Annotated in this window: 22 protein-coding genes; 18 read left to right on the forward strand and 4 right to left on the reverse strand. The window is 67.0% G+C overall.

Annotation, left to right across the window (positions count from 1 at the left end):
* The first annotated feature begins 11 nt into the window (after positions 1-11).
* The 4 genes from priA to hisI are packed head-to-tail and all read left to right on the forward strand — an operon-like array spanning position 12 to position 2,692.
* The gene (priA, locus tag ACQI46_RS11525; protein WP_427094220.1) at positions 12-740 is read left to right on the forward strand and encodes a bifunctional 1-(5-phosphoribosyl)-5-((5-phosphoribosylamino)methylideneamino)imidazole-4-carboxamide isomerase/phosphoribosylanthranilate isomerase PriA; all 729 of its coding nucleotides are present in this window, start codon (positions 12-14) and stop codon (positions 738-740) included.
* 10 nt (positions 741-750) lie between these two features.
* On the forward strand, positions 751-1,566 hold the full coding sequence (locus ACQI46_RS11530; RefSeq protein WP_427094118.1) for an inositol monophosphatase family protein: 816 nt from the start codon (positions 751-753) through the stop codon (positions 1,564-1,566).
* Positions 1,563-2,348: an imidazole glycerol phosphate synthase subunit HisF gene (gene hisF / locus ACQI46_RS11535; RefSeq protein ID WP_427094119.1), complete on the forward strand. Its 786-nt coding sequence runs from the start codon at positions 1,563-1,565 to the stop codon at positions 2,346-2,348. The genes ACQI46_RS11530 and hisF overlap by 4 nt, the downstream gene beginning before the upstream one ends.
* On the forward strand, positions 2,345-2,692 hold the full coding sequence (gene hisI / locus ACQI46_RS11540; RefSeq protein WP_427094120.1) for a phosphoribosyl-AMP cyclohydrolase: 348 nt from the start codon (positions 2,345-2,347) through the stop codon (positions 2,690-2,692). Before hisF ends, hisI begins: the two co-directional genes overlap by 4 nt.
* On the opposite strand, the gene ACQI46_RS11545 is transcribed toward hisI, so the two are convergent.
* Positions 2,647-3,492 carry an ABC transporter ATP-binding protein gene (locus ACQI46_RS11545; protein WP_427094121.1) on the reverse strand — a complete coding sequence of 282 codons (846 nt, stop codon included), beginning with the start codon at positions 3,490-3,492 and terminating at the stop codon, positions 2,647-2,649. The two genes, hisI and ACQI46_RS11545, sit on opposite strands and share 46 nt — an antisense overlap.
* A complete protein-coding gene (locus ACQI46_RS11550; RefSeq protein WP_427094122.1) occupies positions 3,489-3,953 on the reverse strand; it encodes a peroxiredoxin in 465 nt (154 codons plus the stop codon). Before ACQI46_RS11550 ends, ACQI46_RS11545 begins: the two co-directional genes overlap by 4 nt.
* Positions 3,954-3,985: 32 nt before the next feature.
* On the opposite strand from ACQI46_RS11550, the gene ACQI46_RS11555 reads away from it, so the two are divergent.
* The 12 genes from ACQI46_RS11555 to ACQI46_RS11610 all read left to right on the forward strand — a co-directional run bounded on the left by ACQI46_RS11555 (position 3,986) and on the right by ACQI46_RS11610 (position 20,733).
* Positions 3,986-5,512 (forward strand): anthranilate synthase component I, encoded by a 1,527-nt coding sequence (locus ACQI46_RS11555; RefSeq protein ID WP_427094123.1) that lies wholly within the window; start codon positions 3,986-3,988, stop codon positions 5,510-5,512.
* Positions 5,509-6,105, forward strand: a complete 597-nt coding sequence (locus ACQI46_RS11560) for a TIGR02234 family membrane protein (RefSeq protein ID WP_427094124.1) — start codon at positions 5,509-5,511, stop codon at positions 6,103-6,105. Before ACQI46_RS11555 ends, ACQI46_RS11560 begins: the two co-directional genes overlap by 4 nt.
* A 65-nt stretch (positions 6,106-6,170) precedes the next feature.
* Positions 6,171-6,989, forward strand: a complete 819-nt coding sequence (trpC, locus tag ACQI46_RS11565; RefSeq protein ID WP_427094125.1) for an indole-3-glycerol phosphate synthase TrpC — start codon at positions 6,171-6,173, stop codon at positions 6,987-6,989.
* Positions 6,990-8,249 (forward strand): tryptophan synthase subunit beta, encoded by a 1,260-nt coding sequence (gene trpB / locus ACQI46_RS11570; RefSeq protein ID WP_427094126.1) that lies wholly within the window; start codon positions 6,990-6,992, stop codon positions 8,247-8,249.
* Positions 8,246-9,037, forward strand: coding sequence for a tryptophan synthase subunit alpha (gene trpA, locus ACQI46_RS11575; RefSeq protein WP_427094127.1), 792 nt, complete (start codon positions 8,246-8,248; stop codon positions 9,035-9,037). The genes trpB and trpA overlap by 4 nt, the downstream gene beginning before the upstream one ends.
* On the forward strand, positions 9,034-11,394 hold the full coding sequence (gene lgt, locus ACQI46_RS11580; protein WP_427094128.1) for a prolipoprotein diacylglyceryl transferase: 2,361 nt from the start codon (positions 9,034-9,036) through the stop codon (positions 11,392-11,394). The genes trpA and lgt overlap by 4 nt, the downstream gene beginning before the upstream one ends.
* 75 nt (positions 11,395-11,469) lie before the next feature.
* Entirely contained in the window at positions 11,470-11,829 is a 360-nt protein-coding gene (locus ACQI46_RS11585) for an NINE protein (protein WP_427094129.1), read from the forward strand.
* Complete coding sequence (locus tag ACQI46_RS11590) at positions 11,819-12,235, forward strand: DUF2752 domain-containing protein (protein ID WP_427094130.1); 417 nt, start codon at positions 11,819-11,821, stop codon at positions 12,233-12,235. The genes ACQI46_RS11585 and ACQI46_RS11590 overlap by 11 nt, the downstream gene beginning before the upstream one ends.
* 81 nt (positions 12,236-12,316) lie before the next feature.
* The gene (gene gltB / locus ACQI46_RS11595) at positions 12,317-16,873 is read left to right on the forward strand and encodes a glutamate synthase large subunit (protein ID WP_427094131.1); all 4,557 of its coding nucleotides are present in this window, start codon (positions 12,317-12,319) and stop codon (positions 16,871-16,873) included.
* Positions 16,866-18,374, forward strand: a complete 1,509-nt coding sequence (locus ACQI46_RS11600; RefSeq protein ID WP_427094132.1) for a glutamate synthase subunit beta — start codon at positions 16,866-16,868, stop codon at positions 18,372-18,374. The genes gltB and ACQI46_RS11600 overlap by 8 nt, the downstream gene beginning before the upstream one ends.
* Positions 18,375-18,401: 27 nt before the next feature.
* A complete protein-coding gene (gene pyk / locus ACQI46_RS11605) occupies positions 18,402-19,820 on the forward strand; it encodes a pyruvate kinase (RefSeq protein WP_427094133.1) in 1,419 nt (472 codons plus the stop codon).
* A gap of 25 nt (positions 19,821-19,845) precedes the next feature.
* Positions 19,846-20,733 (forward strand): acyl-CoA thioesterase II, encoded by an 888-nt coding sequence (locus ACQI46_RS11610; RefSeq protein ID WP_427094134.1) that lies wholly within the window; start codon positions 19,846-19,848, stop codon positions 20,731-20,733.
* Here the strand turns inward: ACQI46_RS11610 and ACQI46_RS11615 are convergent.
* A complete protein-coding gene (locus ACQI46_RS11615) occupies positions 20,711-21,202 on the reverse strand; it encodes a DUF4190 domain-containing protein (protein WP_427094135.1) in 492 nt (163 codons plus the stop codon). The two genes, ACQI46_RS11610 and ACQI46_RS11615, sit on opposite strands and share 23 nt — an antisense overlap.
* Positions 21,199-21,780 carry an HdeD family acid-resistance protein gene (locus ACQI46_RS11620; RefSeq protein WP_427094136.1) on the reverse strand — a complete coding sequence of 194 codons (582 nt, stop codon included), beginning with the start codon at positions 21,778-21,780 and terminating at the stop codon, positions 21,199-21,201. Before ACQI46_RS11620 ends, ACQI46_RS11615 begins: the two co-directional genes overlap by 4 nt.
* A gap of 226 nt (positions 21,781-22,006) precedes the next feature.
* Here ACQI46_RS11620 and ACQI46_RS11625 point away from each other — a divergent pair, with 226 nt between their 5' ends.
* Both ACQI46_RS11625 and ACQI46_RS11630 read left to right on the forward strand, forming a co-directional pair.
* Positions 22,007-22,891, forward strand: a complete 885-nt coding sequence (locus ACQI46_RS11625) for an ABC transporter substrate-binding protein (protein WP_427094137.1) — start codon at positions 22,007-22,009, stop codon at positions 22,889-22,891.
* Positions 22,888-23,820, forward strand: a complete 933-nt coding sequence (locus ACQI46_RS11630) for an amino acid ABC transporter permease (protein WP_427094221.1) — start codon at positions 22,888-22,890, stop codon at positions 23,818-23,820. The genes ACQI46_RS11625 and ACQI46_RS11630 overlap by 4 nt, the downstream gene beginning before the upstream one ends.
* The last annotated feature ends 18 nt before the right edge of the window (positions 23,821-23,838 follow it).

Consider the following 23,838-nt stretch of genomic DNA (forward strand, 5'->3'; position numbering starts at 1 on the left):
AGTCATCGAAGCTGATCCTGCTGCCCGCCGTGGACGTGGTGGAGGGTCGCGCCGTACGGCTGGTGCAGGGGCAGGCCGGCTCCGAGACGACCTACGGGTCGGCGCTCGACGCGGCGATGACGTGGCAGCGCGACGGTGCCGAGTGGATCCATCTGGTCGACCTCGACGCCGCTTTCGGCCGCGGCTCCAACCGCGAGTTGCTCGCCGAGGTGGTCGGCAAGCTCGACGTCGCGGTGGAACTCTCGGGCGGCATCCGCGACGACGAGTCCCTGGCCGCCGCGCTGGCGACCGGGTGCGCTCGCGTCAACCTCGGTACCGCCGCGTTGGAGAACCCGCAGTGGTGCGCCAAAGTCGTCGCCGAGCACGGCGAGAAGGTCGCCGTCGGTCTGGACGTCAAGATCGTTGACGGTCAGCACCGGCTGCGTGGACGCGGCTGGGAGACCGACGGCGGGGACCTGTGGACCGTGCTGGAACGCCTTGACCGCGAAGGATGTTCGCGCTTCGTCGTCACCGACGTCACCAAGGACGGCACGCTCAACGGGCCGAACCTCGAACTGCTGACCCAGGTCTGCGAACGCACCGACGCCCCGGTGATCGCCTCGGGCGGCGTCTCGAGCCTCGACGACCTGCGCGCCATCGCGACGCTGACCGGACACGGTGTCGAAGGCGCGATCGTCGGGAAAGCCCTCTACGCCGAGCGGTTCACGCTGCCGCAGGCGCTGGCCGCCGTCAGTCAGTGAGGGTGCCGCCATGCTCGATACAGACCAGCTGAAAGAACTGCTGGCCACCGCAGCCGGAATCCTCGACTCCGCCTCGCCGCAGTTCGTCAACGGCCACCGCGCCGACTCCGCTGTGGAGAAGAAGGGCAACGACTTCGCCACCGACGTCGATCTGGCCCTGGAGAAGCGGATCACCGCCGAGTTGACCAGGCTCACCGGGATCGGGGTCCACGGCGAGGAGTTCGGCGGCGAATCGCTGGACGCCGAGCAGGTCTGGGTGCTCGATCCCATCGACGGCACGTTCAACTACGCGGCGGGGCTGCCGACAGCAGCGATACTGCTGGCGCTGCTGACCGACGGCGAACCCGTCCTCGGGTTGACGTGGTTGCCGTTCACCTCGCAGCGCTACACCGCGATCGTGGGCGGACCGGTGTACTGCAACGGCGAACCCGTGGATGCCCTGCAACGGACCACGCTGGCCGATTCGGTCGTCGCGACCGGCACCTACAACATCGATTCGCGAGGACGGTATCCGGGCCGCTTCCGCGCGGCGATGCTGGCGAACCTGAGCCGGGAATGTTCCCGGATGCGCATGCACGGGTCCACCGGGATCGACTTCGCATACGTCTCGGCCGGAATCCTCGGTGGCGCAATCAGTTTCGGACACCATGCGTGGGACCACGCTGCCGGAGTGGCGTTGGTGCGGGCCGCCGGCGGCGTCGTCACCGATCTGGCCGGCCAGCCGTGGACGGTGACGTCGCCCTCGGCGGTGGCGGCCGCGCCCGGCGTGCACGAACGGATGCTGGAACTCATCGCAGACGCGGGAGACCCGGAGGACTACCGGTGACCCCGTCCAGCGACGTCGCCGCCCGGGTGATCCCCTGTCTGGACGTCGACGCCGGACGGGTGGTCAAGGGCGTCAACTTCGCGAACCTGCGTGACGCCGGTGACCCGGTAGAACTCGCAGCCGCATACGACGCCGAGGGCGCCGACGAACTCACCTTCCTCGATGTGACCGCATCGTCGTCGGGCCGCTCGACGATGCTGGAGGTGGTGCGGCGCACCGCCGACCAGGTGTTCATCCCGCTGACGGTCGGCGGCGGTGTGCGCTCCGTCGGTGACGTGGACGTGCTGCTGCGCGCCGGGGCCGACAAGGTCTCGGTCAACACGGCCGCGATCGCGCGTCCGGAGCTGCTCTCGGAGCTCTCCCGCCAATTCGGTTCGCAGTGCATCGTGCTGTCCGTCGACGCGCGCACCGTGCCGGAGGGCTCGCCGCCCACGACGTCCGGGTGGGAGGTGACCACCCACGGTGGGCGCCGCGGCACCGGGATCGACGCCGTTGAATGGGCCACTCGCGGTGCGGAATTGGGCGTGGGGGAGATCCTGCTCAACTCGATGGACTTCGACGGCACCAAGGCGGGCTTCGACTTGAAGATGCTGCACGCGGTGCGCGGGGCCGTGTCGGTCCCCGTGATCGCCAGCGGAGGCGCGGGTGCGGTCGACCATTTCGCTCCCGCAGTGCACGCCGGGGCAGATGCGGTGCTGGCGGCCAGTGTCTTCCATTTCCGCGAATTGACCATCGGTCAGGTCAAGGCCGCGATGGCGGCGCAGGGAATCGTGGTGCGGTGACTCTCGACCCGGCGATCGCGTCGCGACTCAAACGCAACGACGACGGCCTGTTCACGGCCGTCGTGCAGGAACGCGCCACCGGGCAGGTGCTGATGGTCGCGTGGATGGACGATGCCGCACTGGCACGGACCCTGCGGACGCGGGAAGCGACGTACTTCTCCCGATCCCGCGGCGAACAGTGGATCAAAGGCGCAACATCCGGGCACACCCAGCATGTGCACTCGGTTCGGTTGGACTGCGACGGCGATGCGGTGCTGCTCGAAGTCGATCAGGTCGGCGGTGCCTGCCACACCGGCGATCACACCTGTTTCGACGCCGACCTGTTGCTCGGCCCCGCGGACTGACCCACGTCGATGACCGCCGCGGCCTTGGCCCGCGCGGTCCAGCGCCCCTGCTCGTAGCCGACCATCACCGGGTGGTCGAATGCTGCCGAGACCGTGTCGGTGGTGATCGTGTCACGTGCGGGACCGCTGACCACGATGCGGCCTTCGGCGATCAGCAGCGCGTGCGTCGTGGTGGTCGGGAGTTCTTCGAGATGGTGCGTCACCAGGATCGAGGCGACCTCGGGGTGCGTGTCGTCGAGCGAGTCGATGGTCTCCAGGAGTTGCTCGCGTGCGGCGACGTCCAGACCCGTGGTCGGCTCGTCCAGCAGCAGGAGCTGCGGCTCGGCGATCAGTGCCCGGGCGATCAGGGCGCGGCCCCGCTCGCCCTGAGACAGCGTCGGCCACACGTCCTCGGCCTTGCGGGACAGCCCGACCGCGGCGATCAGCGCTTCGGTGCGCGCGAGTTCGTCAGCTCCGGGGCTCCACCGCAGCGGCATGTCGATGGTGGCCGTGATGCCGGTCAGCACCACCTCGCGCACACTCAGCGGAGACTGCAGGCGGTGGCGGGGGTTGACGTGGCCGATGTGGCGTCGCAGCGCCGACAGATCGACCCGTCCCATCTGCTGCCCGAGGATGCGCACAGTCCCGGTGGTGGGGAACGTCATTGCCGCGCAGAAGCCCAGCAGTGTGCTCTTGCCGGCGCCGTTGGGACCGAGCAGCGCCCAGTGTTCACCGGCGTGCACCGACAGCGTGATTCCGTCGAGGATCTGTTTGCCGTTGCGGCGGAACGTCACATCGACGAGTTCCAGGACCGGGGTCACGCGCGTTGCCGGCGACGCAGCACCTCGAGCGCCTTGTCGGCGTGGGCGTTCATGTTCAGCTCGCTGGAGATGACGTCGATGACCGTACGGTCGGTGTCGATGACGAACGTCGTGCGCTTGACTGGCATCAGTTTGCCCAGCAAGCCGCGTTTGACGCCGAACCGCGAGGCCACGACGCCGTCGCTGTCGGACAGCAGGGGATAGCCGAACCCTTGCTGGTCGGCGAACGTGGCCTGTTTGGCAACCGGATCGGCGCTGATGCCCACCGTCGTCGCGCCGACGGCCGCGAACTCCGACGCAAGGTCCCGGAAGTGACAGGCTTCCCGGGTGCAGCCCGGTGTCATCGCGGCAGGGTAGAAGAACAGCACCATCGGTCCGTCGGCCAGGAGGTCGGTCAGGCGGCGCGGGGTGCCGGTCTGGTCGGGGAGTTCGAAGTCGTCGACCCGATCGCCAGGATTCATGGTTCCAACCGTACGTCTGGGAGAATCACCGCGTGCAAACGACTGCCGACCTGACGGTGACGACGTCGCGGGAGGACTTCCGGGCACTGGCCGCCGAGCATCGCGTGGTGCCCGTCACGCGCAAGGTGCTCGCCGACAGCGAGACGCCGCTGTCGGCCTACCGGAAGTTGGCCGCCAACCGTCCCGGCACGTTCCTGCTGGAATCTGCGGAGAACGGCCGGTCGTGGTCGCGGTGGTCGTTCATCGGTGCCGGCGCCCCGTCGGCGTTGACGGTGCGCGACGGCCACGCCGGTTGGCTGGGCACCATCCCGCAGGACGCGCCGTCGGGCGGCGACCCGTTGGAGGCGCTGAAGGCGACGCTGGCGCTGCTGGAGACCGCGGCGCTACCAGGGCTGCCGCCGCTGTCATCCGGTCTGGTCGGCTACTTCGCCTACGACTTCGTGCGGCGCCTGGAGCGGCTGCCGGAACTGACCGTCGACGATCTGGGCCTGCCGGACATGGTGTTGCTGCTGGCCACCGACATCGCCGCGGTCGACCATCACGAGGGCACCATCACCTTGATCGCCAACGCGGTCAACTGGAACGGCACCGACGAACGCGTCGATGCCGCCTACGACGACGCGGTCGCGCGACTCGAGGTGATGACCGCGGCGCTGGCCGAACCGCTGCCCTCGACGGTGGCCACCTTCCGCAGACCGGCCCCGGTACATCGCGCCCAACGCACGGTGGAGGAATACAGCCAGATCGTCGACAAACTCGTCGGTGACATCGAAGCCGGTGAGGCCTTCCAGGTGGTGCCGTCGCAGCGCTTCGAGATGGACACCGATGCCGATCCGCTGGACGTCTACCGGATGCTGCGGGTGTCCAACCCCAGCCCGTACATGTACCTGCTCAACGTCCCCGATCAGACTGGGGGCCTTGACTTCTCGATCGTCGGCTCCAGTCCGGAGGCACTGGTGACCGTGAAGGACGGCCGCGCCACCACCCACCCGATCGCCGGGACCCGCTGGCGGGGGGACACCGAAGAGGAGGATGTCCTCCTCGAGAAGGAGTTGCTGGCCGACGAGAAGGAGCGCGCCGAGCACCTCATGCTCGTCGACCTAGGCCGTAACGATCTGGGCCGGGTGTGCCGCCCGGGCACCGTGCGGGTCGAGGACTACAGCCACATCGAGCGCTACAGCCACGTCATGCACCTGGTGTCGACGGTCACCGGGTTGCTGTCCGACGGTAAGACCGCACTGGACGCGGTGACGGCGTGCTTCCCCGCCGGGACGTTGTCGGGGGCGCCCAAGGTGCGGGCCATGGAGCTCATCGAAGAGGTCGAGAAGACGCGGCGCGGCCTGTACGGCGGTGTGCTGGGTTATCTGGACTTCGCCGGCAACGCCGACTTCGCGATCGCGATCCGCACGGCACTGATGCGCGGCGGCACCGCCTACGTGCAGGCCGGCGGGGGCGTGGTGGCCGATTCCAACGGCCCCTACGAGTACACCGAGGCATCCAACAAGGCGCGCGCGGTGTTGAGCGCGATCGCTGCGGCCGAGACGCTGAGCGAACCGTGATCAGGGCCGCCCAACTGCTGCTGGTGCTGGCTGCGGCCGGCCTGTGGGTGGGCTCTCGGCTGACCTGGGTGCAGGTCAGCTCCTTCGATGGTCTCGGTCAGCCCAAGACCGCCGACATCAATGGCGCGACGTGGTCGACGGCGTTGATTCCGCTGGCGCTTCTGGTCGCCGCGGCCGCGGCTGCGGCGCTGGCGGTCCGCGGCTGGCCGTTGCGGATTCTGTCGGTGCTGGTGGCGGCCGCCAGCGCGGGCATGGGCTACCTGGCCATCAGCTTGTGGGTGGTGCCCGACGTCGCCTCCCGCGCGGCCCAGCTCGCCGAGGTGCCGGTGTTCCAGCTGCTCAACACCGAGCGCTCCTACACCGGCGCGGTGGTGACGCTGGTCGCTGCGGTGCTGTCGCTGCTGGGTGCCGTGCTGTTGATGCGCGCCGCGGCGACGCGCCGTGCCGACGCGGCGCGGTATTCGCGACGGGCCACGCCCGCCGAAGGTCCGGAGGACACGATGTCAGAACGGGCGATCTGGGACGCGCTGGACGAGGGAGACGATCCCACCCGCGACGGACCGGACCCTGAGTCGAGGGGCGGTGGTCGGTGATGGCGCGGTGGCGGCTACCCTTCTTAAAGAGTCAAACGGCTGGCAGGGGAAGGGAAGCGACGCCTATGAGTTCGGCGACCGTGCTCGACTCCATTCTCGAAGGAGTCCGTGCCGACGTTGCCGCTCGCGAGGCCGCGGTGAGTCTGGCGGAGATCAAAGAGCGGGCCCAGCGGGCGCCGGCGCCCCTGGATGTGATGGGCGCCCTGCGGGCACCTGGCATCGCGGTGATCGCCGAGGTGAAACGAGCCAGCCCGTCGCGCGGTGCGTTGGCCTCGATCGCCGACCCGGCCGATCTGGCGAAGGCCTATCAGGACGGTGGCGCGCGCGTCATCAGCGTGTTGACCGAGGAGCGTCGCTTCCACGGTTCACTCGACGACCTCGACGCGGTACGCGCCGCGGTGTCGATCCCGGTGCTGCGCAAAGATTTCATCGTCCGCCCGTACCAGATCCACGAGGCTCGTGCGCATGGCGCGGACATGCTGCTGCTCATCGTCGCTGCACTGGAGCAGCCGGCGCTCGAGTCGCTGCTGGAGCGCACCGAATCGCTGGGCATGACCGCGTTGGTCGAGGTGCACACCGAGGAAGAGGCCGACCGGGCGCTGCAGGCCGGCGCCAAGGTCATCGGGGTCAACGCACGCAACCTCAAGACGCTCGAGGTCGACCGCAACACGTTCGCTCGTATCGCACCCGGGCTGCCGAGCAACGTCATCCGGGTCGCCGAGTCGGGCGTGCGGGGGACCGCTGACCTGCTGGCGTACGCGGGGGCCGGTGCCGACGCGGTCCTCGTCGGTGAAGGCCTGGTCACCAGTGGTGACCCCCGCACCGCGGTCGCCGATCTGGTCACCGCCGGTACCCATCCGTCGTGCCCGAAACCTGCGCGTTAAGTGGGCGGGGTGACCGGTCCTGACCTGCCGCCCGCCAGCGCGGCGGTAGCTGAACCAACTTCACACGATCCCGACGAGCGTGGGCATTTCGGCGCCTACGGCGGCCGGTTGGTTCCCGAGGCGCTGATGGCCGTCATCGAGGAGGTGACCGCCGCCTACGAGAAGGCGCGCGGCGACCAGACTTTCCTCGACGAACTCGACCGGTTGCAGCGTCACTACACCGGGCGACCCTCACCGCTCTACGAGGCAGAACGGCTCACCGAGCACGTCGGCGGCGCCCGCATCTTCCTCAAGCGAGAGGATCTGAACCACACCGGCTCGCACAAGATCAACAACGTGCTGGGTCAGGCGCTGCTGGCCCGTCAGATGGGCAAGACCCGCGTCATCGCCGAGACGGGTGCCGGCCAGCACGGCGTGGCCACCGCTACCGCCTGCGCGTTGCTCGGTCTGGAGTGCGTGATCTACATGGGCGCCGTCGACACGGCACGCCAGGCGTTGAACGTCGCGAGGATGCGCCTGCTCGGTGCCACGGTGGTTGCCGTCGAGTCGGGGTCCAAGACCCTCAAGGACGCGATCAACGAGACGTTCCGTGACTGGGTCACCAACGCCCACGACACCTACTACTGCTTCGGCACCGCGGCCGGGCCGCATCCGTTCCCGATGATGGTGCGCGACTTCCAGCGGGTGATCGGGATGGAGGCACGCGCCCAAATGCTCGATCAGGCGGGCCGGTTGCCCGATGCGGTCGTGGCATGTGTCGGCGGCGGGTCGAACGCGATCGGGATCTTCCACGCCTTCATCGACGATCCCGGAGTGGCGCTGGTCGGCTACGAAGCCGCCGGAGACGGTGTCGAAACCGGCCGTCACGCAGCAACTTTCACCGGTGGTTCGCCTGGAGCTTTCCAAGGGTCCTTCTCGTACCTGCTGCAGGACGAAGACGGTCAGACCATCGAATCGCATTCGATCTCGGCCGGACTGGACTATCCCGGTGTGGGTCCCGAACATGCGCTGCTCAAGGACGTCGGGCGGGCGCGGTACGAGCCGATCACCGACACCGAGGCGATGGATGCGCTGTCGCTGCTCAGCCGGACCGAGGGCATCATCCCCGCCATTGAGTCGGCGCACGCGGTGGCCGGCGCGGTGAAGCTGGCGGTCGAGCTCGGCCCCGGGTCGATCATCTTGGTGAACGTGTCGGGGCGTGGCGACAAGGACGTCGAGACGGCCGCGAAGTGGTTCGGACTCTTGGACGGTGGCCAGTGACGAGTCGGCTTTCCGGACTGTTCGAATCCTGCCGTGCCGAGGGGCGTTCGGCGCTGATCGGTTATCTGCCGACCGGTTACCCGGACGTGCCCACCTCGATCTCGGCGATGACCGCTCTGGTGGAATCGGGCTGCGACATCATCGAGGTCGGTATCGCTTATTCGGATCCCGGTATGGACGGGCCGACGATCGCGGCGGCGACCGAGGTGGCGCTGCGTGGAGGTGTGCGCGTTCGTGATGCGTTGACCGCGGTGGAGGCCATCAGCAACGCAGGTGGTCGCGCCGTGGTCATGAGCTACTGGAATCCGGTGCTGCGCAAAGGGGTCGACGCATTCGCGCGCGATCTCGCGTCGGCCGGTGGTTTCGGGATGATCACGCCGGACCTGATTCCCGAAGAGGCCGACGATTGGATGGCGGCTTCGGAGGCGCACGACCTGGATCGGATCTTTCTTGTCGCGCCTTCGTCGACACCCGAGCGGTTGACTGCCACGGTGCGGGCATCGCGCGGTTTCGTGTATGCCGCCTCGACGATGGGTGTGACCGGTGTGCGTGACGCGGTGTCCAACGCCGCACCGGAGCTCGTGCGTCGGGTCAAAGAGGTCGCGGACATTCCGGTCGGTGTCGGGTTGGGTGTGCGGTCGCGGGAGCAGGCCGCGGAGATCGGCGCGTACGCAGACGGGGTGATCGTCGGCTCGGCGTTGGTGTCCGCGCTCACCGACGGGATTCCGGCGATGCGGTCGTTGACCGAGGAGTTGGCGGACGGAGTGCGGCAGAGGATCACTGCGTGACCGCCACGCTGTTGGCGTCTTTCCCGAGCCCTGCGCAAGGCGTCTGGTTCCTGGGACCGTTCCCGGTGCGGGCCTACGCGTTGTGCATCATCGCGGGCATCGTTGCGGCGTTGGTGATCGGTGACCGTCGCTGGGTGGCGCGGGGCGGTGAGCCCGGCGTCATCTACGACATCGCCTTGTGGGCGGTCACCTTCGGGCTGGTCGGTGGCCGGCTCTATCACGTGCTGACCGACTGGAACACCTACTTCGGGGCCGACGGGGCCGGTTTCAGTGCAGCGCTGCGCATTTGGGACGGCGGTCTCGGCATCTGGGGTGCGGTGGCACTCGGCGGCGTGGGCGCGTGGATCGCATGTCGCCGGCGGGGGATTCCGCTGCCGGCGTTCGGCGACGCGATCGCCCCAGGGATCATCCTGGCGCAGGCGATCGGCCGGCTGGGTAACTACTTCAACCAGGAACTCTACGGGCGTGAGACCACGCTGCCGTGGGGACTGGAGATCTACGAGCGGCGTAACGCCAGCGGTGCCGTCGACTTTCTCAACGGTGTGTCCACTGGTCAGCTGTTGGAAGTCGTTCATCCGACGTTCCTGTACGAACTGCTGTGGAACCTGCTGGTCTTCGTCGCGTTGCTGGTGATCGACCGACGGTTCAACATCGGACACGGACGGCTCTTCGCGCTCTATGTCGCGGGCTACTGCGTCGGGCGGTTCTGGATCGAGCTGCTGCGCAGCGATTTCGCCACCGAGATCGCCGGGGTACGAGTCAACTCGTTCACCGCGACGTTCGTCTTCATCGGGGCTGTGGTGTACATCATGGCCGCGCCGAGGGGCCGCGAGGATCCGGCGACGCTGCGCGGCAACCAAGATGGCGCTACCGAGCCGGCAGTCGAGGGCGTGGTCAAGGATCTCGCAGTCGGGGCATCGACGACGGGCGTCGTCGCCGCTGCCACGGTCGCCGCCGAGGAAGACCGAGCCGATGACGACGCCGAAGTCGCGGCCGGTGGTGTGGGTTCGGTTGATGAGGATGAGCTCGGTGAGTCGGTGGCTGATGCCTCGGAGGCGCATGAGGTTGCGGTAGCAGGTGAGGCTGAGGCTGATGCGGTGGCCGCTGAGGACGTAGCCGATGAGTCGTCGGTCGAGGACGAACAGACTGTTGTCGGTGGTGTGGGCTCGGTTGGCGAGGGCGAATTTGGTGAGTCGGTGGCTGAGGCTGACGAGGTCGCTGCTGAGGTCGCCGACGGGGAGGAACTGGGCGAGCCCGCGGCTGATGCGGTGGCCGCTGATGTGGCCGATGAGGAAGCCGTTGATGTCGCCTCCGCAGAAGATTCGGCTGTTGGTGGTGTGGGTTCGGTTGATGAGGCCGAACTTGGTGAGTCGGTGGCTGATGCCTCGGAGGCGCATGAGGTTGCGGTAGCAGGTGAGGCTGAGGCTGACGAGGTCGCTGCTGAGGTCGCCGACGGGGAGGAACTGGGCGAGCCCGCGGTCGATGACGAAGCCGATGGGGTCGCCGCTGAGGACGTAGCCGCTGAGTCGTCGGTCGAGGACAAAGAGGCTGTTGTCGGTGGTGTGGGTTCGGTTGATGAGGGCGAGCTCGGTGAGTCGGTGGCTGATGCCTCGGACGCGCATGAGGCTGCGGTAGCGGGCGAGGCCGAAGCTGATGCGGTGGCCGCTGAAGTGGCCGCTGAAGAAGCCGTTGATGTCGCCTCCGCAGAAGATTCGGCTGTTGGCGGTGTGGGTTCGGTTGGCGAGGGCGAGCTCGGTGAGGCGGTGGCTGATGCCTCGGACGCGCATGAGGCTGCCGTAGCGGGCGAGGCTGTAGCTGATGCGGTGGCCACTGAAGTCTCCGATGAAGAAGCCGCCGATGTGTACCCCTCCACGGAGGCACCGGCCGTCGGCGGTGTGGGTTCCGTCGACGAGGAGGAACTCGACAAGGCCGTCGCCGATGCGTCAGCTGCACACGATGTGGCCGTAGACGGTGGCGCTGAGGCGGACGACGTTGCCGCAGAGGTCGCCGATGCTGCCGTCGACAGTGATGAGAAAGCCGGCGCGGAAGAGGCCGCTGCTCTTGCTCAGTTGGCCGCCGGGGAGCCCTCGGGAGTCGGAGGTCTGGGCTCCGTCGAAGGCGACGAGGCCAACGATGTCCGCGAGGCGATCTCCGTCGAAGATGAGGAGACGGGTGAGGCTGGCGAGACCGCCGAAGGCGAGCAGACGGACGAGAAGACCGTCACCGAGGCCGACCAATCCGACAAGGTTGTCGCACCGCCCGTCCAGGACTTGCCGCCACCTCCGTCGGCCGCTCAGAGGGCGGCCGAGGTGGGCACTCGCGTGCGGCAGTGGGTACGTCGCCGCCGAAACCGGTAGCACTGGAAGTAGCGGCTCAACACGCTCGAAACCAACCACTCCGTCTGCGGTAACGGCTCTGGCATGCTGGTGGACATGAGCGAGCCTCACTTCGGTGGCAACGAGGGTCCGAACCCATACCCACCGCCGCCCGGGCAGTATCCGCCGTTCTACGGCGATCCGTCGGCGCCCTACGGCCGCCATCCGGTTACGGGCGAACCGCTGTCGGAGAAATCGAAGGTCGTCGCTGGGCTGCTGCAACTCGTCGGGCTCCTGGGCCTGGTCGGGATCGGCCGCATCTACCTCGGTTACACCGGCCTGGGCATTGTGCAGCTCGTCGTCGGTCTGATCACCTGCGGTGTCGGCGCCGTCATCTGGGGCATTGTCGATGCGGTGCTGATCCTGACCGACAGAGTGCGCGACCCGGCAGGACGCCCGTTGCGCGATGGGACCTAGTCCGCTCCGCCGCAGCACCACTGCCCGCGTTCTCGTGGGTGTGGGCACCGGCGCGACAGTGCTCGGCGCCTTGGCGTACGTGGGTCTCGGGGACCCACACAGTCCGGATTTCGTGTTCCCGCCGTGCCCGTTCAAAGCGCTCACCGGCTGGGACTGCCCGGCATGCGGCGGTCTCCGGATGACCCACGACCTGTTGCACGGTGACCTCGCCGCGGCGTTCGTCGACAACGCCTTCCTGTTGATCGGGCTTCCGCTTCTGGTGGTCTGGCTGGTAACTCAGAGGAGCCGGGGCAAGACGCCGAGCAGCTCCACGGCCTTGACGGTCATCTTGGTGACCGCGGTGACCTGGACCGTTGCGCGCAACCTGCCCGGATTCCCGCTTGTCCCGACCGTCATCGACGGGTAGCTGCTTACCTGCGCTGATACACTCGCCGCACGGGCCGGTGCAGTCCCTGCCAACCATTCCAGGACTGCGAGGAGCCCGTCGATGCTCTTTTCGGCTTTGCCCGAACGTCAGGGGCTCTATGACCCCGACAATGAATCGGACTCCTGTGGCGTCGCCATGGTGGCCGACATCAAAGGACGCCGATCGCATTCCATCGTCGTCGACGGGTTGACTGCGCTCGAACATCTCGAACACCGCGGCGCCGCGGGCTCCGAGCCGACCAGCGGCGACGGCTCCGGCATCCTGATCCAGCTTCCCGTCGAACTGTTGCGCGAGACTGTCGACTTCGAGCTGCCGCAGAAGGCGCCGGACGGCACCAACGCTTTCGCCGCGGGCATCTGCTTCCTACCCGCCGACCCGGATCAGCGCACCGCCGCCTGCCAGGAGATCGCGTGCATCGCCGAGGACGAAGGCCTCGAAATACTGGGCTGGCGTGAGGTTCCCGTCGACCCTGCCGGCGCCGATGTCGGTGCAACCGCACGTGGATGCATGCCACACATGGCGCAGCTGTTCCTCGCCGCACCCGAACACCAGGCCAGCCGAGTCGGTGGAGTCGAACTCGACCGCCGGGTCTATCCGTTGCGCAAGCGCGCCGAAAAGCACGGGGTCTACTTCCCGTCGTTGTCGAGCCGCACCATGGTTTACAAGGGCATGCTCACCACAATGCAGCTGCCACAATACTTCTCGGACCTTCGCGACGAGCGTTGCCTCAGTGCCATCGCGATCGTGCACAGTCGCTTCTCGACCAACACATTCCCGTCCTGGCCGCTGGCCCACCCGTTCCGTTTCGTGGCGCACAATGGCGAAATCAACACGGTGCGCGGCAACCGCAACCGCATGCACGCCCGCGAAGCCATGCTCGGCAGCAGCCGCATCACCGGCGACCTCAGTCGGCTGTCGCCGATCTGTACCCCTGAAGCGTCGGATTCGGCTTCGTTCGACGAGGTTCTCGAGCTACTGCATCTCGGCGGCCGCAGTTTGCCCCACGCCGTGCTGATGATGATCCCCGAGGCGTGGGAGAACAACAGCACCATGGACGCCGACGAGCGGGCGTTCTGGCAGTTCCACGCCTCGTTGATGGAGCCGTGGGACGGACCCGCGTGCGTCACCTTCACCGACGGCACGCTGGTGGGAGCGGTATTGGACCGCAACGGATTACGTCCCGGACGCTGGTGGCGCACCATCGACGACCGGGTGGTCCTGGCCAGCGAGAGCGGTGTGCTCGACGTCCCCTCGGCGCGCATCGTTGCCAAAGGCCGGCTGCAGCCCGGCAAGATGTTCCTCATCGACACCGCGGCCGGACGCATCGTGTCCGATGACGAGATCAAAGCAGAACTCTCCGCCGCCGAAGCCTACGACGAATGGTTGCACGCCGGTCTGGTCGATCTGGCGTGCCTGCCCGACCGTGTCCGGGTGCAGCCCAACCACGAATCGGTGGTGCGGCGGCAGATCAGCTTCGGCTACACCGAAGAAGAACTACGCGTACTGCTCACACCGATGGCGGCCTCGGGCGCCGAACCACTGGGCTCGATGGGTACCGATACCCCGGCCGCGGTGCTCTCGCAGCGCTCGAAACTGTTGTACGACTACTTCGTCGAACTCTTCGCGCAGGTGACCAATCCGCCGCTCGACGCGATCCGCGAAGAGATCGTCACCTCGATGGCCCGCGTGATGGGGCCGGAGCAGAACCTGCTCGAACCCACCGCAGCGTCCTGTCGCCAGATCATGCTGCGCTGGCCGGTGCTCGACAATGACGAGCTCAGCAAGATCGTCCACATCAACGACGACGGTGAACATCCCGGCCTGCGCACGACTGTCCTGCGGGCGCTTTATGACGTCGAACGTGGCGGCGAGGGGCTTGCCGAGGCCCTCGAGGAGCTCCGGTTCCGTGCGTCCGAGGCGATCGCCAAAGGCGCTCGCACGCTGGTGATCTCCGACCGCGACTCCGACCACACCAAGGCCCCGATCCCGTCGCTGCTTTCTGTCTCGGCGGTACACCACCATCTGGTGCGGACCAAGAAGCGCACCAGTGTGGCCCTGGTGGTCGAGAGCGGAGACGCACGCGAAGTGCACCACATCGCGATGCTCATCGGTTTCGGCGCTGCGGCGGTCAATCCCTATCTGGCATTCGAGTCCATCGAGGACCTGATCCGCGAAGGCGAACTCACCGGCATCGAACCTGCAGCCGCCGTGCGCAACTACCTCAAGGCGCTGAGCAAGGGCGTCATGAAGGTGATGAGCAAGATGGGCATCTCGACCGTCGCCTCCTACACCGCGGCACAGGCGTTCGAGGCCATCGGCATCGACAAGGACATCATCGAGGAGTACTTCCCCGGCACGCCGAGCCAGCTCGGCGGTATCGGTCTCGACGTCATCGCCGAAGAGGTGAAACTCCGCCACCGCCGCGCGTACCCCGAGAACCCGACCGAGCGCGTTCACCGCCGTCTCGAGGTGGGCGGCGAGTACGCATTCCGGCGCGAAGGGGAACTACACCTGTTCACCCCGGAAGTGGTGTTCCTGCTCCAACATTCCACGCGCACCGGCCGCTACGAGGTCTTCGAGAAGTACACCGAGGAGGTCGACCGCCTGGTTCGTGAGGGAGGCGCGCTGCGTGGACTGTTCAAGTTCCGCACGGATGCGCGTCCGCCGGTGCCCCTCGAGGAAGTGGAACCGGCCGAGTCGATCCTCACCCGATTCAACACGGGCGCGATGAGCTATGGATCGATCTCGGTCGAGGCGCACGAGACCATGGCAATCGCCATGAACAACCTCGGCGGCCGATCGAACTCGGGGGAGGGCGGCGAAGATGCCGACCGCCTCTACGACCCGGTGCGGCGCAGCGCAGTCAAACAGGTGGCCTCCGGACGGTTCGGCGTCACCAGCGACTACCTGGTAAACGCCTCGGACATCCAGATCAAGATGGCGCAAGGCGCCAAACCCGGTGAAGGTGGACAACTTCCGGGCTACAAGGTGTATCCCAACATCGCCAAGACGCGGCACTCCACGCCCGGGGTCGGTCTGATCTCGCCGCCGCCGCACCACGACATCTACTCGATCGAGGATCTCGCGCAGCTGATCCACGACCTGAAGAACGCGAACTCCGAAGCGCGCATCCATGTCAAACTGGTCAGTTCGGTCGGCGTGGGAACGGTCGCTGCCGGCGTGTCCAAGGCGCACGCCGACGTGGTGTTGATCTCCGGCTACGACGGCGGCACCGGAGCGGCGCCGTTGACCAGTCTCAAACACGCCGGCGCGCCGTGGGAGATCGGGCTGGCCGACGCGCAGCAGACCCTCGTGCTCAATGGTTTACGCGATCGCATCACCGTGCAGTGCGACGGTGGGATGCGCACCGCGCGCGACGTCATGGTCGCGATGCTGCTGGGCGCCGAGGAGTACGGATTCGCCACCGCACCGCTGATCGTGTCGGGTTGCATCATGATGCGTGTCTGCCATCTGGACACGTGCCCGGTCGGGGTGGCAACCCAGAACCCGGAACTGCGTGCCCGTTTCAACGGCAAGCCGGAGTTCGTGGAGAACTTCTTCCGCTTCATCGCCGAAGACATTCGAAAATATTTGGCAGAGTTGGGTTTCCGAAGTGTGGACGAAGCGGTCGGGCACGCCGAGATGCTCGACGTCGACGGGGCTGTGTCGCATTGGAAGAGTAGAGGACTCGACCTGACCCCCATCTTCGCCACACCGACCGATGCGCACGGTGACGAACTGACCCAGCGTCGGCGGACGCGCGAGCAGGACCACGCCCTCGACGAGGCCCTGGACCAGACACTGATCCAACTCGCCGAAGGCGCCTTGGAGGACGCGCACCCGGTGCGGCTGGAACTGCCGGTCCGTAACGTCAACCGCACTGTGGGCACGCTGCTGGGCAGCGAAGTCACCCGCCGCTACGGCGCCCAGGGGCTGCCCGACGACACCATCCACGTGACACTGACCGGCTCGGCCGGCCAGTCCATCGGCGCCTTCCTGCCGCCCGGAATCACGCTGGAACTGATCGGGGATGCCAACGACTACGTCGGCAAGGGGCTTTCGGGCGGTCGCGTGATCGTCAAACCGGAAGACGACGTGCTCTTCGTCCCGGAGGACAACGTGATCGCCGGCAACACCCTGCTGTACGGGGCCACGTCCGGCGAGGTGTATCTGCGGGGTCGCGTCGGTGAGCGATTCGCCGCACGCAACTCGGGGGCGCTGGCCGTCGTCGAAGGCGTGGGCGACCATGCCTGTGAGTACATGACCGGTGGCCGAATCGTGGTGTTGGGCAAGGTCGGTCGCAACATGGCGGCCGGCATGTCCGGCGGTATCGGCTATGTGCTCGGCCTGGATCCCCGCCGCGTGAACACCGCCATGGTGGAGTTGCAGCGCCTCGACCAGGAAGATCTGTGCTGGTTACGCGACGTGGTGGCCGACCACGCGCGCTACACCGGCAGCACGGTGGCCACCTCGATTCTGTCGGACTGGCCCCGACGCAGTGCCCAGTTCACCAAGGTGATGCCGCGCGACTACCAGCGGGTGTTGCAGGCCACCCGCATGGCCAAGGCCGAGGGCCGCGACGTCGACACCGCGATCATGGAGGCCAGTCGTGGCTGATCCGCACGGATTCCTCGAAGTCCCCAAGGTCGACGCGCCGAAGCGGCCGGTCGACGAACGTGTCGGCGACTGGCGTGAGGTCTATGAACGACAGAATCCGCACGAACGGGCCGCCGAGGTGTCCCAACAAGCGCGTCGCTGCATGGATTGCGGGATCCCGTTCTGTCATTCCGGCACGGCTGGTTGCCCTTTGGGCAATCTCATTCCCGAGTGGAACGACCTGGTCCGCCGCGGCCGGTGGGACGCGGCCAGCGACCGCCTGCACGCCACCAACAACTTCCCCGAATTCACCGGCCGGCTATGCCCGGCGCCGTGTGAGGCGGCGTGCGTGCTGTCGATCGCCGAGGACCAGACCGGCGGCAGCGTCACCATCAAACGCATCGAACAGACCATCGCCGACCAGGCCTGGATGGACGGTCTCGTCGAACCGCAGACCCCGGCCATCACGACCGGCAAGCGGGTCGCCGTCGTCGGATCGGGCCCGGCGGGTCTGGCCGCAGCCCAACAGCTGACCCGGGCAGGGCACGACGTCACGGTTTACGAACGTGACGACCGCATCGGCGGTCTGATGCGCTACGGCATCCCCGAGTACAAACTCGAGAAGGCCACACTCAATCAGCGATTGTCCCAGATGCGCGCTGAGGGAACGCGTTTCGTCACCGACTGCGAAGTCGGTGTGGACGTCAGCGTCGAACAGCTGCGTGCGCGCTACGACGCGGTGGTGCTCGCCATCGGTGCGCTGCGTGCCCGGGACACCGGTGTCGAGGGTCGTGAACTCGAGGGCGTGCACCTTGCGATGGAACACCTGGTGCCGGCCAACAAGGAATGCGAAGGGGACCGGCCCAGCGAGATCAGCGCCGCCGGCAAGCGCGTCGTCATCATCGGTGGCGGCGATACCGGCGCCGACTGTCTGGGCACGGCGCACCGCCAGGGGGCACAATCGGTCACCCAGCTCGATTACAACCCGGCGCCGCCCGAACGTCGCGACGATTCGCGCTCGCCGTGGCCGACGTGGCCGATTGTGCTGCGCACCCGCTTGTCCCCGGCGCACGCCGAGGGCGGTGACCGCCGTTACGAGGTGGCCGTTCAACGTTTCGTCGGCGACGAGCGCGGCCATGTGCGGGCTGTGGAGATCGCCGAGGTGAAAGTCGAGCGCGACGAGGACGGTCGTCGTCGCATCACCCCGGTCGGAGAACCCCTCGAGGTTCCGTGTGACCTGGCGTTGCTGGCCATCGGTTTCGAAGGCGTCGAGGAGATGCCGCTGCTCGACGAGCTGGGTATCCGGCTGAACCCGCGTGGAACGGTGCCGTGCGGACACGACTGGCAGACCGACGCCCCCGGCGTCTTTGTGTGCGGTGACGCACACCGAGGTGCGTCACTGATCGTGTGGGCGATCGCCGAAGGACGCAGCGCTGCCCACGCCGTCGACACGTTTCTGATGGGGGAGTCCGACCTGCCGTCACCGGTCCGGCCGAACGCCCTGCCGCTGAGCGTCGTCTGAATCGATCCGCGACTATGCTCATTTGTCGTGAGTAGACGCGGAAAAATCGTCTGTACGCTTGGCCCCGCGACCGCTTCCGAGGAGGCAGTCAGGAACCTGGTCGAGTCCGGCATGGACGTGGCCCGACTCAATTTCAGCCACGGTGACTACCCCGACCACGAAGCCAATTACAAGCGCGTGCGCGCCGCTTCCGATGCGACCGGTCACGCCGTGGGCATCCTCGCCGACCTACAGGGCCCCAAGATCCGGCTGGGCCGATTCGCCGACGGACCGACCTACTGGAACACCGGTGAGACGGTGCGGATCACCGTGGAGGACTTCGAAGGCACCCACGACCGCGTGTCGACCACCTACAAGCGCCTGGCCGAAGACGCCAAGCCCGGCGACCGGGTTCTGGTCGACGACGGCAACATCGGGTTGGTCGTCGATCACATCGACGGCAACGACGTGGTCTGCACCGTCACCGAGGGCGGCAAGGTCAGCAACAACAAGGGCATGTCGCTGCCGGGCATGAACGTGTCAGCGCCGGCGCTGTCGGAGAAAGACATCGACGACCTCGAGTTCGCGTTGCGACTCGGGGTGGATCTGGTGGCGCTGTCGTTCGTGCGTTCGCCCGCCGACGTCGAACTCGTCCACGAGGTGATGGACCGGGTGGGCCGCCGGGTGCCGGTGATCGCCAAGCTGGAGAAACCCGAAGCCATCGACAATCTCGAGGCCATCGTATTGGCGTTCGACGCGATCATGGTCGCGCGCGGGGACCTCGGCGTCGAACTGCCGCTCGAAGAAGTACCCCTGGTGCAGAAGCGGGCCATCCAGATGGCAAGGGAAAACGCCAAACCCGTCATCGTCGCCACGCAGATGCTGGAGTCGATGATCGAGAATTCCCGGCCTACCCGCGCCGAAGCCTCCGATGTGGCCAACGCGGTGCTCGACGGTGCCGACGCGGTCATGCTGTCGGGGGAGACCTCGGTGGGCAAGTACCCGTTCGAGACGGTCAAGACCATGGCGCGCATCATCTCGGCAGTCGAGGACAACTCGGTGGCCGCACCGCCATTGACCCATACCCCGCGCACCAAGCGCGGTGTCATCTCCTATGCCGCGCGCGACATCGGTGAGCGACTGGACGCCAAGGCACTGGTGGCGTTCACCCAGTCCGGCGACACGGTGCGCCGCCTGGCCCGGCTGCACACGCCGTTGCCAGTGCTGGCGTTCACCGCGCTGCCCGAGATCCGCAGTCAGCTCGCGCTGACCTGGGGCACCGAGACGTTCATCGTGCCGCACATCGACACCACCGACGGCATGATCCGGCAGGTCGACCAGTCCATGCTCGAGATGGGCCGCTACAAGAGGGGCGACCTGGTGGTCATCGTCGCGGGCGCTCCGCCGGGCACAGTAGGCTCCACGAATCTGATCCACGTCCACCGCATCGGGGAGGACGACGTCTAGGGAAACCGGTTGGGGAGGTCGTCGAGTGTCGTCGCAGAGAGATTTCGACGAACTGCTGGCGACCCTGGATCTGCACCGACGCGACGAGCACACCTTCGTCGGGTCGCATCCGAGCAAGAACCCGGTTCGTACCTTCGGTGGGCAGATGATGGCTCAGGCGTTCGTCGCGGCCGGCCGCAGCCTGAGCCATCCCGTGCCGCCCAGCGCGCTGTCGGTGCATTTCATCGCCGGCGGTGACCCCAGCCAGGACCTGGAGTTCCACGTCGTGCGTCTGCGCGACGAGCGTCGCTTCGCCAACCGGCGTGTCGACGTCATGCAGAACGGTCAGCTGCTGACCACCGCGATGGTGTCGTACCTGTCCGGAGGGCGCGGACTCGAGCACGGCGTCGCGGCGCCCTCGGTCGCCGACCCGTCGACGTTGCCACCGATCGATGACCTCCTGGCCGGCTACGAGCAGGTGGTTCCGCACTTCGTCAACGCGCTGCGGCCCATCGAGTGGCGCTACACCAACGACCCCGCCTGGATTCTGCGGGACAAAGGCGACAGCCTCGACCACAACCGGGTGTGGATGAAGTCGCACGCGCAGATGCCCGACGACCCTGTCCTGCACGCGGCGGCGATGGTCTACTCGTCCGACACCACGGTGCTCGACTCGATCATCACCACCCACGGGCTGTCGTGGGGGCACGACCGCATCTTCGCCGTCACCACCAATCACTCGGTGTGGTTCCACCGGCCGGTGCGGTTCGACGATTGGGTGCTCTACTCGACGACCTCGCCCGTGGCGACTGATTCGCGCGGTCTGGGTTCAGGGCATTTCTTCGACCGGGACGGCCAGCTGTTGGCCACGGTCGTGCAAGAGGGGATCGTCAAGTACTTCCCCGCACGAGCTAAGGCGTCGGCGTCACCGTGACGGACAGCTTGTCCTCGACCCGCTGAGTGAACTCGTCGGCGCAACGCTGCGCGGCCTCGGCGTCCGACCCGGCCCGGCTCAGACAGTCGATGTAGTCGGTGCCGCCGACCTGGTCGAAGAGCCCGATGTAGATCGGGATGAACACCAGCGCCGCGACGACCGAGACGATCCCCAGCGCGATTCCCGCGACCGCAACGCCACCGTTGGTGGCCTCGCCACGTTTGACGCGGCCCCGCGCCAGGAAGCCGATCAACACCGCGCACACGCCGAGGATGACGCCACCCACAACCGTCCAGCACAGCACCAGGCCGACGATTGCCAGCACCAGAGCCGCGATTCCCAGCCCGTTCTTCGGTGCCATCGGCATCGGTGGCGGGTAACCGCCGTACGGCATCGGCGGGGGTGGCGGATACCCTCCCGGGAACGGGCCGTACTGCCCTGGCGGGGGCGGTGGCGGAGGTTCGCTCATGCTGGCGAGGTTACCTGCGGGGCGGTAAGGGCCCGGCTCTCCTTACGGATCCCGAACGCGGAGACCACCTCGAAGACACCGAGCACCACCAGCCAGATGCCGACCACCAGCGTGAGCGTCTTCAGGGATTCGAACGGGGCGGCCAGGATCACCACGCCGGCGACAAGGCTGATGACACCGATGAAGATCTCCCAGCCCCGTCCCGGCAGCGTGGGGTCGCTGATCGCCGATACCGCGGTCGCCACCCCGCGGAAGATGAACCCGATGCCGACCCAGATGGCCAGCAACAGGATCGACTCCTGCAAACTGCGGAAGCACAGCACCGCCAGAATCAGCGCAGCGGCACCGCTGAGGAACAACAGGACCCGTCCGCCGGCGGAGACGTGGAGGCTGAACGCGAAGATCACCTGCGCCACGCCGGTGATCAACAAATAGGCGCCGAAGAAGATCGCGGCAACGAGGATCGTGATGGCCGGCCACGCCAGCACCATCACCCCGAGAAGCACGGCCAGGATCCCGGAGAACAGCGCGGTCTTCCACAAATGCTGCAACATGGTCGGCGGAGCAGGGGGTGTCATGCCGGGCAGTGTGGCACATCCGTCCGGGTGAGCCGGGGTATTTCACGGTCCGGCTGTGATGTCTCCATGGGGTCGTTAATGTTCCGTTACCGGTGCTGCACGACGGAACCGCGGTCGTTAACGTCCATGACGCAAGATGGTCCGTAGGTGTCCGGCCGGGCGGCGACGACCGAAACCGAAAGTAGAGGCAACTGTGTTGGGTGCAAGACAAGATCGCCGGACGTCGGTGTGGCGCGTGGCTGTCGCGTTTGTCGCGACCGGTGCGCTGGCTCTGTCGGGGTGTTCGAGCAACACGGAGACGAGCGGTCCCGCGACGCAGACCACCGCCGCGAACGTCGAGAAGGTCCAGGAGATCGCCGACACCGTTCCCGAGGAGATCAGGTCGACCGGCACGCTGGTCGTCGGCGTGAACATCCCGTATCCGCCCAACGAGTTCAAAGATCCCGACGGCAAGCTGGTCGGCTTCGACGTCGACCTGATGAACGCGATCGCCGCGACACTCGGGCTGACGGCCGACTACCGCGAATCGGATTTCGACAAGATCATCCCGTCGATCCAGGGCGGCACCTACAACGTCGGGATGTCGTCGTTCACCGACACCAGGCAGCGCGAAGAGGTCGTCGACTTCGTCACCTACTTCTCTGCCGGCTCGCTGTGGGCGCAGCAGGTCGGTGCCGGAATCGATCCGGAGAACGCGTGCGGTAAAAGGGTTGCGGTGCAGTCGAACACGACGCAGGCGACCGACGAGCTGCCGGCCCGCAACCAGAGGTGCGTCGACGCCGGGCAACCCCCGATCGAGATCGTGCCGTTCGACGGACAAGATGCGGCGACCAACGCCGTGGTGCTCGGGCAGGCCGATGCCATGTCGGCGGACTCGCCGGTCACGCAGTACGCGATCAAGCAGAGCAACGGAAAACTCGAGCAAGCCGGTGAACTGTTCGATTCGGCGCCCTACGGTTGGCCGGTGGCCAAGGGCTCGCCGCTGGCACAGTCGCTGCTGCAGGCCCTCGAGCATCTGATCGAGACGGGCACCTACGAGCAAATCGCGTCCAACTGGGGCTTGGAAGAGGGCCTGATCGACAAGCCGGTGATCAACGGGGCGATCAACTGAGCGAGCGCGCCGCCTCGGCGACGGATGCCGGCACCCCGCCTGAGGCGATCGACGCCGTACCCCTGCGGCACCCCTGGCGCTGGGTGACGGCCGGTGTCATCGTCATCCTCGTCGGGTTGTTCCTCTATGGGGCCGCGACCAACGACGCCTACCGTTGGTCGACTTTCTGGCGGTACCTGTTCGACGATCGCATCCCCAGCGCCATTTGGTACACGCTGCAGCTGACGGTGTTCTCGATGGTGCTGGCCGTCGTCCTCGGGGTCACCCTCGCCGTGATGCGCCTGTCGCCCAACCCGGTGTTCCGTTCGGTGGCCTGGGTGTATCTCTGGATCTTCCGCGGCACGCCGGTGTACGTGCAGCTGGTGTTCTGGGGGCTGTTCCCGACGATCTACCAGAACATCCAGCTGGGTGTTCCGTTCGGTCCGACGTTCTTCCACCTGGACCTGCAGAGCCTGTCCATTCCGTTCCTGCTGGCGATCATCGGGCTGGGCCTCAACGAGGCCGCCTACATGGCCGAGATCATCCGCGCCGGTATCAGTTCGGTGCCCGAAGGTCAGCTCGAAGCATCCACCGCGCTGGGCATGTCATGGGGCCTGGCGATGCGGCGGACGGTGCTGCCGCAGGCGATGCGGGTGATCATCCCGCCGACCGGCAACGAGATCATCAGCATGCTCAAGACCACGTCCCTGGTGACCGCGGTGCCGTTCACCCTCGAGCTGTACATGGTCACCCGCAATATCGGCTCGGTCCTGTTCGAGCCGGTGCCGCTGCTGATGGTCGCCGCGGTCTGGTACCTGGTGATCACCAGCGTGCTGATGGTCGGTCAGTACTACCTGGAGAAGTACTTCTCTCGAGGCGCGTCACGCAAGCTGACCGACAAGCAGCTCGCGGCGCTGGCCAAAGCGCAAGCCGGCACGGGGTCGATGTGAGCGGCGCGACCGAGGCGC

The sequence above is a fragment of the Mycobacterium sp. SMC-4 genome, assembly GCF_050205565.1.
In the GTDB taxonomy this organism is placed as follows: Bacteria; Actinomycetota; Actinomycetes; order Mycobacteriales; family Mycobacteriaceae; genus Mycobacterium.

Bases quoted from the DNA above. Each gene is read 5' to 3' on its own strand.
- ACQI46_RS11530 (WP_427094118.1), top strand. From the start codon at position 751: ATGCTCGATACAGACCAGCTGAAAGAACTGCTGGCCACCGCAGCCGGA.
- ACQI46_RS11550 (WP_427094122.1), bottom strand. From the start codon at position 3,953: ATGAATCCTGGCGATCGGGTCGACGACTTCGAACTCCCCGACCAGACC.
- trpC (WP_427094125.1), top strand. From the start codon at position 6,171: ATGAGTTCGGCGACCGTGCTCGACTCCATTCTCGAAGGAGTCCGTGCC.
- ACQI46_RS11585 (WP_427094129.1), top strand. From the start codon at position 11,470: ATGAGCGAGCCTCACTTCGGTGGCAACGAGGGTCCGAACCCATACCCA.
- ACQI46_RS11590 (WP_427094130.1), top strand. From the start codon at position 11,819: ATGGGACCTAGTCCGCTCCGCCGCAGCACCACTGCCCGCGTTCTCGTG.
- gltB (WP_427094131.1), top strand. From the start codon at position 12,317: ATGCTCTTTTCGGCTTTGCCCGAACGTCAGGGGCTCTATGACCCCGAC.
- ACQI46_RS11615 (WP_427094135.1), bottom strand. From the start codon at position 21,202: ATGAGCGAACCTCCGCCACCGCCCCCGCCAGGGCAGTACGGCCCGTTC.
- ACQI46_RS11620 (WP_427094136.1), bottom strand. From the start codon at position 21,780: ATGACACCCCCTGCTCCGCCGACCATGTTGCAGCATTTGTGGAAGACC.